Genomic DNA, 13,071 nt, shown 5'->3' with positions numbered 1-13,071 from the left:
ACATACGTCCAGCAGTACATGGAGATGTTCGGCATCACCGAACGCGAGGCCATGGGCCGGCCCGAAGCGGACAAACCACTCACCGGTCTCGGTAAGGGCTGGAAGCGGGAGTGGCAACCACCGCAGCCGCAGGTGTTCGAACCCACCGGTCCCGGAATCGTGGGCCTGTTCACCGACGGACCGATCAAACATCTCGCCGGCAGCCCGTCGAATCCCCGCAGCACCGCCGAATCGGTCGGCGGAAAGGTCGCCGCGGATTTCACCCGGTCCGGCACGCTGCTCGGCGCCGCCCAGGCATACATCCAGGGCGCGATCACCGCGAAACAGACCAACGACAATCTCACCGCCGTCCTGATCGAGGGACCCACCGACGCGATCGGTGCGCGACCGGACCGGACGCCCGGCGATCGCGACAACAACGCGACCCCGGCTGCCACCCCGTGGCCACATCGGACCGGTCGGCCGCGCAGCATCGGCGCCCGGCCCACGAACGACGCATTCGGCGACGACGCGCGCACCGAGGTCGACAGCCTCTTACACCGCGCTCGGGGCAACGATGAAGCCGCATTCGAGCAACTGCGCGGGAAGTACGGACGCGCCGTATTCGCGAAGGTGCTCGCCGATCTCGGCGTTCCGGCGACCGCCGTCACGCCCGCGCTACGGCCATTGGTGCGCGTAGCGCAGGGACTCAACCGCTTGGCGTTCGATATCGCCGACCAGTACCGCTGGCGGGTTCAGGATGCCGCCCCGCTCGAATGGTTGCACGGCATCGCCGGCAATCTGGTGACCGGCTGGTTCGAGATGAACGCTACGCAACGTGGCCACGCTGCCGAGGCCCTTGCCGCTGCGCAGCACGGAGGCAATCTCACGGTGGTGCAGCGCGGTGCGCTCGAGCGGATACTCCAGGCCGGCCGGCGCGAGTTCGAGGCCGCGGACAAACACCCCAGCGGTATCGACACGACCGCTCCTCCCGACAGCGGGGTGACCAATCGCCAGTTCATGGTGCTCCAGTTGATCGCCGCAGGTATGACGTCCCAGCAAATCGGCACGGAACTAGGGCTTTCGCCGGGTACCGTCGGGATTTACCGCACCGAGCTACACCGCAGGTTCGGCGCGCGCAACGGGGCGGAACTGGTGTATCTCGCGCTCAGCGCCGGAGTGCTCGCCAGTACCGTCCCGGTCGGCGACCGATCGCCTGCCACCGCGATGATCGAGCCGTCCAGCCGGGAGCTCCAGTTGCTGATCCGGATCGCGAACGGCGACACCAGCCACGACATAGCGCAAGACCTCGACATCACCTCGTCGGCGGTGGACGATCAGGTGACCGATCTCCGCCGCCGGTTCGATGTACCCAACCGGCCCGCGATCGTGCTGGCCGCCGTGCGCGCCGGACACGTCGAACTCGCCCCTCCGAACGCCGAGGGTAGCGCCGTCCCGTACCTGAGCCCCCGCGAAATCGATCTACTCACCCGAGTCGCGAACGGTGAGACCACCAAGGACATCGCGCGGGCGCTCGGACCGTCGCCCACCGTGGTGGACGAGTATCTGACGCGAATCGGCAACAAGTTGCGGGTGCACAACCGGGCGGCGATGGTGGCGGTCGCGCTGCGCAACGGCATGCTCCCCGATATCCACCCGATGAGCCGGGACAGTGCCGACCTCACCGCCGCCGAGGTCGACCTGCTCGACCGGGTCGCGAACGGCCAGACGAACACCGACATCGCGAAAGACCTCGACACGACCTACGGCAGGGTGAATGTGGCTCTCGCCGGCATTCGGCAGAAGCTGGGCGTGCGTAACCGGCAGGAGAGCGTGGCGGTCGCCATTCGTACCGGCATCCTGCCCGGAATGCCGACCGCGTCGCGCGCGACCGGCGATGACGACAACACCGCCACACCATCTCCCACCCGGTCCCAGCCAGGGACCAGCCAATCGCGGCACATCGGCGCCAGACCCATGCACAGCGGAACACCCGACGATGCGCAAGCCGAACACCATCGTCCGGACGGCACGCCGTGGTCGGGTAACACCGACCCAACCAGTGCGCCCGGCAACGACGCGACCGACGCTGCGCACGAGACCCGGTTGCCGGACTACGACCCGCTGACGGCACGTGGCATCACCCGCGCCATTGCCCACGAGATCTTCGACACCTACGGCATCGAGGTGGTCGGCCTGGAAAAAGTGCCGGTTGCCTCCGCGCTGTCGATCCGCAACGCGATCATCGACGAGTACGACGAGATGCTCGAGCTGTACAAGCACGGAATCACCGTGGACTCGTCGCTTGCCGAACGAAAAGCATTGTTGGCGTCGTTGTCCCCCGGACGTGACGTCGGCTTCGATGTGATCGCCATTGTGCCACTGGCCGTCGACGGCAGGGCCTTGCGGCATTCATTCGCTCCCGATGTACGTGCGATCTTCGTCAACGAGGCGAGTATCACCGGCAACACGACAGCCGAGCAGGCACCCGCCGGGGTGAAGCGGGAGAATTACCTGCTCGATCCGATCGGCGACCGAACCTACGCGATGGTGCGGCATGAAATTGCCCACCATCGAGACGGTACGGTATCGGGTGCTGATCGGTCCGACGAGCTGAAGACACGCAGAGCCAGGGCATTCGGGTTCCTGCAGACATATTTCGAGGGCCTGAAGCACTCCGAGCGTGCCCGCCGTAACGCCGAGTTCGGGACCTGGACCGATGAGGATTCGGCGAACCTCGGTGATTTCCCGGCAATATCCGCCGAGACCAGTTTCGAAGACTGGCTGGACCAACTGCCCGGCTACACCAGAGCAAGGAAAAAGCGAAATCGTGACGATGACATCTACGAAGCGTTCCAGCACTGGCTGAGCCAGCCGAAGGACAAGCCTGGATTCGACATCGACCTGTCCGGGCTCGAGCTCGCGTATCCGAATGGAAAGTATCCGTTGTCGGCACTGTTCGCATCGTGGTCCGAACAGATCACCCAGGACCCGAGGCGACAGGCCGCAATCCTGCGCGATATGGCCCGTTACAGGCAAACCGCACTCGGGCCCGACGGCTGGCCGATGCCGAGCCTGGGTGACCGCGACGTACTTTACCCGGCCGAAGCAATCGCCGAGGCCGGCCTCGCTTTCGGCGCCGCAGCACCTGCGGACTTCACCCATCCCGCGTATGCTCTGCAGGCGCTGCTGCGGGGGCTTTCACCGGTCGAAGTCTGGCGCGACGCCGAGCGCCGCAACGAGGTTGCGCTGCGGCGCGCCGCAGATCGCGGCCCGATTCCGGCACCGTCGCGTCCGCGTCCGTCGATTCACGCCGACGGCCCGGCGGCAAAGCTCGCGCGAGCCTGGCGTTTGCAGCCGGACGCCGCCCAGCATGCGGCGCGCGCCCGGCCGGAATCATCCACGGGCCCCGACGGTGTGGCTTTTACGATGGACGAGTTCGCGCAACTGGTCGATCGGCAGCGCGGCCTGTCCTTCGGTGTCGACCCCGACTCCACCGGCTCGGCCGGCACTCCGTCCGGGGTGATTTTCACCGAATTTGATCATGTCCCGACCGGTGAACTGGCACGACGGATTCAGAACGTGGGCGATTTGGCCCACGAGCGCATGCGGCGGCTGCAGGCGGTGCGCGACGAGCTGAGCGCCGAGGGCGGCGCGGCTGTGCTGGGTCTCGGCGAGCCGAGGAATACCGGCACCGGGGGCGCCACAGTGGATATGCGGCGGATCGACGAGGCAGAGGCGTCGATAGCCACAGAACTGCGGCAGGCCCTGGCTTCGGCGGAACAGTTGGCGATCGCCGAGATCGCCCGGTCGTCGAACGGCGTGCAAGGCCGGGACGATATCGTCGTTTTCTTCACCCGTGCGGAGGGTTACCGGGAGGCGACCGAGGCGGCGGCGAATATCCGTCGGCAGGGAGGCCGCGCCGTGGTGCGCCGGTTGCACATCGATCTGTCCGGGCGGATCTTGGTCGAAGAGTTGTCCGACGGCTCCCTCGCTGCGCCCACGAACCAGGCCACCACGGCATTCCCATCGTTGTCCCCCGACGACCCCCCCGACCAGTCCACAGGGCGTCCGCGCTCCGACAGCATCGGTGCGAGGCCACGGTCCGAGGAACCGGGTTCTGGATTCGACGATCGCGAAGCGCAATGGGGTCGCAACCCCGCTGCCGCGTCACCATTCGACCGGATCGGCCCTATCCTTCCCGCGCTCGGATTCGACGGCGGTCTCCCACACCGGCCGGAACGGACGGTGCCGTTGGCCGGTGCTCTGTTCGCCGCCGATATCGCCCGGCGCCAGTTGCGGGAAGAGCGCGCCGAGCAGGCGGCGGACACGCCCGAAAGGTTGCGGGATCCCGACGCGACCGACCAGCTCTACGCGCGGTTGGCCGATGCGCGCCGTGAGCACACCGCGGCGCTGCTGCGGTATGGGTACTGGGACGCCCAGACCAAGGATGTGAGCGGATGGCGCGATCACGACATCGCGGAAAACGATTTGTCCTGGCTGTCCTACCGGCAGGCCGACCCCGGTGAACGCGCGCGGCAGCGGGAAGACGCCCGGCAGTACCGCGAAGCGCGCGATCGGTTGGCCGAGGCGGACCGCGATCTGACGCGGCTGGTGGAGGCAGTGGGGACCGACCCGCGACAGGCCGATCTCGGACGGCACGCGAGCCTGGTCGGGGCGTTGCAAACGGTCGCCGACCTGGTCGGTGCGGACTGGGTTCGCCGCCCCGATCACCCCGATTTCGGCGCTGCCCCCGACGATCTGGCCGACAGCGTGCGCGCCCGGGTTCTGCGGTATCCGGGGCAGACGTATCTGGTCTGGGAGTTGCTTCGACTGGGCCCTGGCGCGGTCGCGCTGGTGTCGGATACGTCCCGCGGGGACGCGGGGCACTATGTGCTGTCGAATATCGATGGCACGATCGTGGAGATCGAACGCAGCACCGGAGTGCTGCGGGAATTCGCTCCGGAGGACGATTCCCGTTCGAAGGTGGAGGGTGTCTTCTTCGGGCCGGACAAACGACCGGTGCACCCTCTCGGCGGGTCCTGGGACCGCATTCCCCTGTTCGACCCGGGCACGGCGCGACAGCGGGGTGCGGAAGTCGCTCGGCTGCACACCGCGACCGCCGCGCAGCATCAGTACGGGTTGTCCGAGCTCGCCGCCCGTCGGACGTCGGCGATGCTGATGCAGTACGTCATCACCGCCGAATACCGAAGTTGGGCGCGAAGGCTCGGTATGGACCCGGATACGCTGAGCCGGCAGCAACTGGACCGGATGGCGCAGACCCCGGCCCCGCCCGCGGAGCAGCCGAGTAGCTTCTACCTCCCGGCGCCGGCCCCTCTCGCCGAGCGGTTGCCGGAGTTGGTCCGGATCGCCGCCGAACTCGACCGGCTGGCCGGGCAGCTGCGGGAGCTGGACGAGCAGATCGCCGCCGGGCTCGCGGGACGGCCGCGGTCCGAGCCCGGCCCGGCCGACCGAGCCCGGTTCCACGGTCCGGCGGTCGTAGCGCTGGCCATGGCGCTGACCCGCAACCCGGATATCCGTCCGCTCGGCGCGAACAGCGGCGACCACGGCGCCCCGGAATTCGCGGTCGCCGCCGCGCTCGGTGCCGAACCGCGCACCTTCACCGGCGGCATCGAGCAGATATGCCGGGTGGTGCGGGCGATGGGTGACGGCGCGGCCGTCGCGCTGTCCGGTGCCGCCGTTGAGATCGGCGCGCTGGCCAATATCCGCGGTCGGATCGTGGCCGTCGACCGCGACGGCGTTGTGCTGAAGGAGATGCAGCCCGACATACCCGGGGATCTCTCGGAGGTGGCGGGTTTCGTCTTCACGGGGGCCGGAACCGCCGTACACACGATGGCCGCGGACACCCGCGCGCAGCTGACGGAGCTGGCCGCCCAGTACGCCTCGGCATCGAGAGTGGGGGACCCGGAGACCGGGGAGCGGGTCCGTCGGACGGCCGACGTGTTGTGTTACGGCCCCGGCCGGGGTGAGCCCGTGCAGTACGGCACCGGCTACCGCCGGACCGACCGATCGCCGTTCGGGAATCTCGACATCACCGTGCTGCCGGAGGCGCTGGGACGGCTGTGGGAGCAATTGCGCACTGTCGAGACCGACGGGCGCCGTGAGATGTCTTTCGACATCGACGGTTTGTCCTGGTCGCAGATCGACGACCTGGGCGAACAGCTGCGGGCATGCGGTCCGGCCTTGGCTCGTGCCGGCTGGAGCGACTGGGGCCGGGCTGCACTCACCGAGCTCGATCGAGACGCGGGCAGGGCAGTGGTGGTACGCGCCGACCTCGAAATCGCACGACAGAGCGTGCAGTGGACCGACCAGGGCTGGGTGGAAGTCACCGAGCGGCCGGTCGCCGCCGAGGAGGAGGCCGCGGCGGCCGATATCACCGACCGGATCGGCAGGCTGGAGCGTGAACGCGATGAGCTGATGAAACGACACGGTCTGATGCCCAGGGGAGCGCGGACCGAGCCGGGGAGTGCACCCGGCTCCCCAGAGGTGCTCGAGCAGCTCACGCGTCGACGGGAATTCATCGACGGACAACTCGACCGGCTGGCTGTCCGAGCAGGGACCGATTTGACCCGCCTGGACCAGGTGACGTTGCCCGAGGGCGAGGAACGGAAACGGCTCGAGCTCCGGCGCCATCAGGCCGAGCTGGCGCGGTTGGCGCAGATTCTGCGGCAACTGCGGGTGCTCGGACACGAGCCCGATCCGGAAGAGCCGATGCCGATGCCGCCGCGGCCGGCGCTGGGCGACAACGGCCCGGCCGTCGCGGACTTCGGGTTGATACAGGACCGGATCCGGCTGCTGCGAGTGCAGGTGGGCGAAGCAAGTGACCAAGCTCGCGTGCCGCCGGATTCGGCGACGCTGCGGGAGGCGCGCCGGGCAGTGGACGAGGAGTGGCGTGCCTTGGCCGCGGCATGGGAAGCGGATCCGGCACAGTTGGCCGACCTGTCGGCGACCATCCTCGACGACCCGGCCCGGCTCCCCGCCGACGATCCCATACGGCCACTGGCCGAACGGCTGGGACCGGCGGACCGACAGCGCGCAGCGGCCGTCCGTAAGCGGGCCGAAGCGATCATCCGCCTCCATGCGGTGGTCGCCGAACTCGACGACGCACGGCGGGTACTCGACGACGAAGCAACCCGCCGCCACCACGAGCATCGGTATCGCAAGGATGAAGGGGGCACCTGGCTCACCGACCATGCCAAGCTGGTGCCGACTGCCGAGCCCGGCAGGAAGCCCACGCTGCTCATCGTCGCCACGCAGGGCCGGCACGAGCGGGCCCGGCGTGAGCTGGTCGCCGAGCATGCGGAGTTCGCCGGCGCGTTGGCCCGCTCGTCGCCCTACAACGTCGCCTATATAACGGTCAGCCCGCGTGCGGACGGAGAAGTCGACTACCAGATCCAGAGCAAGGAGTACCGCCCGAGCAACGCCGAGATCGGCGCTCGGCTGATGACGGCGTACGCCGAAGCCCTGCTCGCGGACCGGTCGGCGGGACCGATCGGATTCGACACCTGGATGGAGTCGCTCGGCGGGTTCAGTTCCTCGACCACCCTCGAGGAACTGGAAGCGCGGATCGACATCACCGAGGACGTCGACGACACCAGCGCGCGTGCGGCCGTGATCCGGATGCTCACCGAGGAGCATCATCCACGCGCACGCTGGCGGGATAAACCCGCGGATATCCCGCACGCCACCACGTCGCACGAGATCGTGGTCGGCGGCGTGGCGATCCAGGTCCCGATGCGGGAGAACCATGAGGCGAACTGGTTGAACCGGTTCGAACTCGCTCATACCCATCGTGCCGCGGATACGGACCAGGCAGTGGCATGGATGTTCGCGGGAGGTCTGCGGGCCCGCTCGAAGGAGGCGCTGGCCAAAAAGGTCGCCCGGGCGCTCGGGAACGGCCGGATCGACCCGGCGTTCACCCGTGAGGGACCGCAGACGCGGCCACGCGGGCCCGTGGGCGGCAGACCGGTCGACAGCCCGATCGGATCTCGACCCGGCCAAGGCCCCTCGGAGCGAGCGGCCGCCGCGGGACCACTGGCGCTGTTGCCGGCTGCGCGGGCCGGCGACGAGACGGCAAGAGAACAACTGTGGCGGCGGTTCTACCGCGGTATCGCTGTGCTGGTCACAGGGGCGATGGCCGGCCGACGCGATCAGCGGCAGCTGGTCGAGCAGATCTTGCGGGAGGTCTTCGATCTCGCTTTCGATCCGAATGGGCCCGACGCGCCGGTGCGGGATGTCGAGAAATGGCTGCGCGCGATAGCTCGGGACGTAGTCGACCGCATGGTGTTCCGCCATATGTGCGCCGGTGTCGCCGCGGTGCTGCAGCACAAGGGGATGGAGTCGAGCCCGGCATACCGCCTGCTGATGGAACCGATCCCGGCAGATGCCGCCCGCCAGGCAATGGCAGCGCTGGCCGGCACGCGGTATGACCGGTGGTTGCGGCAGAATTTCTGGGTGGGCGGCAGCCCGGCCGACGGCGCGAATCTTCCGCAGTTCGATCACGCTGCCGTTCCACAGCTGTTGCGCGTTGTGGCAAAGGCTGTCGGCAAGGACGTTCCGGCGATACCGGAAGAACCCGACTCGTATCCGGCGGACGCGGCACTCGACCAGTTCGACGATGCCACTCATACCCCGCTGACGGAGCCGGCTGGTGCGCTCGGGGAAAAATCGGAACAAACGCATGACGGCTCCGACTCGGATGCTGCGCCGCCCTCCCCGGCCTTGCTGCGGGTGGTCCTGCTCCGCGACCCGTATCTGGTGATACCGCATCTGGTGAGTCTGCCCGGGCCGGAGTCACGGTATGCGGAATTGCATTTCGGGTACGACTTGCCCATAGACAAGGTGGCGGCGAGCACGGGCGACACCGAGAGCGCGGTTCGCGACGGGCTGGAGCGAATTGCCCAGTTGTCGGTCGGCAAGCTTCCCTCGGAGATGGTGGCGAGCTATCAGGATGCCCGTCCGGACCACGCCTTTACGATCGAGGATCTGGCGCGGGAGGCGGGGACGAGTCCCGCCGAGGCCGACGATGCGCTCAACGGTTCTCCCGGTGTGGACCCCGAGATTCGGCAGAAGGTGCTCGCGGCGGCCGATCGGATCCGGTACCACCGGGAGTTGCTGTGTGCGTTCATGTTCCATGACGGTCAGGCGTCCTGGGGACTGGATGGTCGAGTGCTGACCGCTGCGACGACGTCGGAGCTGGAGGGTGCGTTCGGTCGGCTGGGTTTGCTCGAGCAGCAGGTGATCGAATCGCGGTTCGGGGAGTTGCGGTCGGTCGCCGAGACGGCGGCGCGGTCGGGTATGCCGGAGTCCATGGTCCGGATGCTGGAGCGGAGCGCGGTGCGTGGTCTGGTCGAGGCGTTGGCCGCGGTTGTGGATCCGGCGGTGGTCGGGAAGTCCGGTGCTCCGGCTGCGGGGGTGCGGTTCGCCGGGTTCGAGGCCGTGGTGCGGTTGCGGCGGTTGGCGCGCGACTACCCGGGGGCGCTGCAACCGTCGGAGTTCGCGGCGGCGGAGCAAACACCCTTCTCGGCGGTCCGCCTGATCAACCGAGTTCACGGCATAGTTCCGAAGGAGGACGACTCCGCCGGTGCGGCGTCGCGGGCCCTGGCGCTACTGCGGGCCGCCCTTCGCGACCCGGATCCTGCGATACCGCATTTTCCGGATCTGTCCGAGCCGGAGGCACTGTATGCGGGACTGCACTTCGGGTACGGCTGGCCCATCCGCAAGATAGCGACAAGCACAGGCGTCGACCAGAAAACCGTCCACGACCGGCTCGCGCACTTTGCCCAGTTGTCTGTCGCGAAGCTTCCCCTGGCGACAGTGGCGAGGCATTGGGCTGCCGGTGCACACCGGCCATCCACCACCGCGGATCTGGCGGAGGCGGCCGAGACAAGTCCTGCCGGGGTCAGCAGGGCGCTCAACGGTTCGCCCGGTGTGGGTCCCGCGATGCGGCAGAAGGTGTTCGCGGCGGCTGATCGGCTCGGGTACCAGCGGAGCGATTTCGTTCTATTGCGCCGCGAGTTGTTGTGCGCCTTCATGTTCCATGACCGCCAGGCCTCCTGGGGACTGGATGGCCGAGTGCTGGCCGCAGCGACGAACGACGAGCTGAATGATGCGATCGGCCGGCTGGATGAGACCGCGCAGCGGGTGATCCTGGCGCGGTTCGAGGAGTTGCGGTCGGTCGCCGAGACGGCGGCGCGGTCGGGTATCGCGGAGTCCATGGTCCGGGAGTTGGAGCGGAGCGCGGTGCGTGGTCTGGTCGAGGCGTTGGCCGCGGTGGTGAAACCCGCGGTGGCCAGTGAGTTCGGTGCTCCTGCTGCGGGGGTGCGGTTCGCCGGGTTCGAGGCCGTGGTGCGGTTGCGGCGGTTGGCGCGTGACTATCCGGGGGTGCTGCAACCGTCGGAGTTCGCGGAGGCGGAGCAAGCGCCCTTTTCCGCTGTTCGCTTGATCGACCGGGTTCTCGGCTCGGCTTCTGTTGCCGGGGAGAGGCAGCCGCCCGCTGATTCTGCGCCGGCGCGGGGTGGGTCGGCGGCGCGTCCACCGCGGGGTGGTGGAGCGACGGCGGGGCTGCCGCCGGACCACTTGTCCTTCGACGATCCTGGCGGCCACGGCCTCGACGGCGCCCCTGCACGGTCGAAGGACCGCTCAGGGCGATGGCGGCCGGGCGGCCTCGACCCGAGCTTGGTGTATGTGGATACGCCGGGTGAACCCGGGGCGAGCGGAGTGCGCAACCGTGGCGCCGGCGGCCGACTGTCTTCCCGGTACTCCGCTACCGATGAACCCGTCGGCGGGCGCGCCGACAAGGCCGGCGGCCCGGAAGGTGACGGCACCCTGACAGGAGTTGACAGCCGGGAATCCGGTACCGGCGATCGCATAGGCGCGCGCCCTCGGAGTTCCGGCCCACAGCCGTTACGTGACCAGTTCGCCGAGCAAGTGCTACAACGGGCACGACAGGCTGTCGCAAAATCGGTCGAACGAGGTGTCATCGAGCTCGACGCAGCACAACAGCGACAGATGGCACTTGACATCACCGACGAGACATTCGCTATCGCCACACAATTGTTGACCGACGCCACGGCCACTCGAATCGGCCAGCAGCTCGCCCACATCACCGCACGGACCATCCAGAGCCATGTCCGGACCGAGCAACTCCGCCAGCGTGTCCTCGCCGCGCTCCCCGAACGCTTGCGCAGTGGGTCATATGGGCAAGCACTTCGATTGGTTCCGCGACACGAACTGCAGGAGCGTCTCCGCGACCTCGCCACCCGACATCCTCTTCAATACCGTAGTCTTCTCGACCCCGATGGCCCCGCGTCGGATCTACATCTGCCTTATGCCGCGTTCACTGTCGCGCAGATTCCTCGATCGGAAAACGCCCTACGGCATATCGGCGAAGCCACCACAGGCGCCAGAAAAAGAGGTCCGGCGCCAGAGGAGTTCGTCGCCAAGCTCGCGGTAAGCTCGTCCGCCGACGACCTCCAGAGCGTTGCAGCCGGCCATGGCTGGCGGACCGCATTGACGTCTGCCCTCCGTAGAGCGCTGCACGCCGGAAAATTCGACGAGGGCGAGAAACTCACCTCGGCCGCGGAGCTCGCCGCACACTTGAACGCACCGGAACGTAGCCTCACACGGGCGTACCAGGACCTGGCCGAAAAAGGCTACCTGGTGGCGCGCGGCGGCGGCGGCACCACTGTGACCCCCGAGGACCAATGGCCGCACCGGCCCCGCTTTCTCGCGATCCCGAGTGCCTCCGTCCATGCCACAGCTCCGTTGACCCCGGAGGAGCTGGTCGCCGGACTCGACAAGGTTTCAGCGGTGGATCCTGCCCTCCGCCAGGCGCCTGAAAGGGAACGGCATACCGTTCTCCTCACCACGTTGCACCGCGCGCTGATCGATGGCGCATTCGAGGAAGGTTGTCGCCTCCCTCCGTCCCGGGAACTCGCCGGATACCTCGATATGCCGAAGGACCGGGTCGCACACGCGTATCGCAAATTGGTCGAAGACGGTTACCTGGTCGTACGCGTTCCGCTGGGTACATTTGTTGCGAGCGAGGAACAATGGCCGAACGATCGAAGACCACCGGTTGTTTTCCGTCTCTCTCCTGAAGAGTTCCTCCGCAAAATCACGAGGTCCGCCGGCCCGGAGTTCCGTGCGCACCAGGCGTCCCAGAGCGATTGGCACAGTGTGCTGGTCGATGCGATCGTATCCGGTGAGTTCGAGGAGGGGGAGCTCTTTCCGTCGGCCCGGGAAGTCGCCGGGTACCTCGATATGCCGAGAGACCGCGTCGCACAGGCGTATCGCAATCTGGTCGAGGTCGGTTTTCTGGCCACTGACAAGGTCAAGGGTACCGCTGTGGCGAGCGAAGATCAGTGGCCGGCGGACTGGCAGCCACCGATCGCGGTCAAGCTTTCTGTCGAGGAGTTCGTCACCGAACTCACGGGGTCCTCGGATCCGGATTCTTTGATGGAGCAGGCGACGGCGGGTGGCCGGCGCGTGTCGTTCGGTGGTGCGCTGCTGACCGCGTTGCATCGAGCGCTTCTCGCCGGCGCATTCCGAGAAGCGCAACGGCTCCCGTTTCTCCAGGAACTCGCTGAATACTTCGGGGAATCGACAAAGACCGTCGGCTTGGTTTATCGGCAGTTGGCCGAGGCCGGCTATCTGGTATCAGGCCGAGGCCTGCATACTTCGGTGGCGAGCGAAGATCAGTGGCCGACGAATTGGCAGCCACCGATCGCGGTCAAGATTTCTGTCGAGGAGTTCGTCACCAAGCTCACGGGGTCCTCGGATCCGGATTCTTTGATGGAGCAGGCGACGGCGGGTGGCCGGCGCGTGTCGTTCGGTGGTGCGCTGCTCACCGCGTTGCACCGAGCGCTTCTCGCCGGCGCATTCGAAGAAGCGCAACGGCTCCCGTTCGGCCGGGAACTCGCTGAATATTTCGGAGTGTCGACAAAGACCGTTGGCTTGGTTTATCAGCAGTTGGCCGAGGCCGGCTATCTGGTTTCGGTGCGAAGCCAGCATACTTCGGTGGCGAGCGAAGATCAGTGGCCGACGGACTGGCAGCCACCGATCGCGGTC

General features: G+C 67.6%; 1 protein-coding gene (only partly in view). It reads left to right on the top strand.

Annotated elements, in window-relative coordinates; genetic code table 11:
* On the top strand, window positions 1-13,071 hold part of the coding region annotated (locus ON38_RS18595) for a LacI family DNA-binding transcriptional regulator (protein WP_039826129.1) (this coding region is incomplete at its 3' end). The annotated region extends 14,391 nt beyond the left edge of the window; 13,071 of 27,462 annotated nt are visible.

The sequence above is a fragment of the Nocardia testacea NBRC 100365 genome (assembly GCF_000308775.1).
Lineage (GTDB): Bacteria > Actinomycetota > Actinomycetes > Mycobacteriales > Mycobacteriaceae > Nocardia > Nocardia testacea.
The sequence above is the reverse complement of the archived record's forward strand: the minus strand, read 5'-3'. Positions and strand labels throughout refer to the sequence as shown.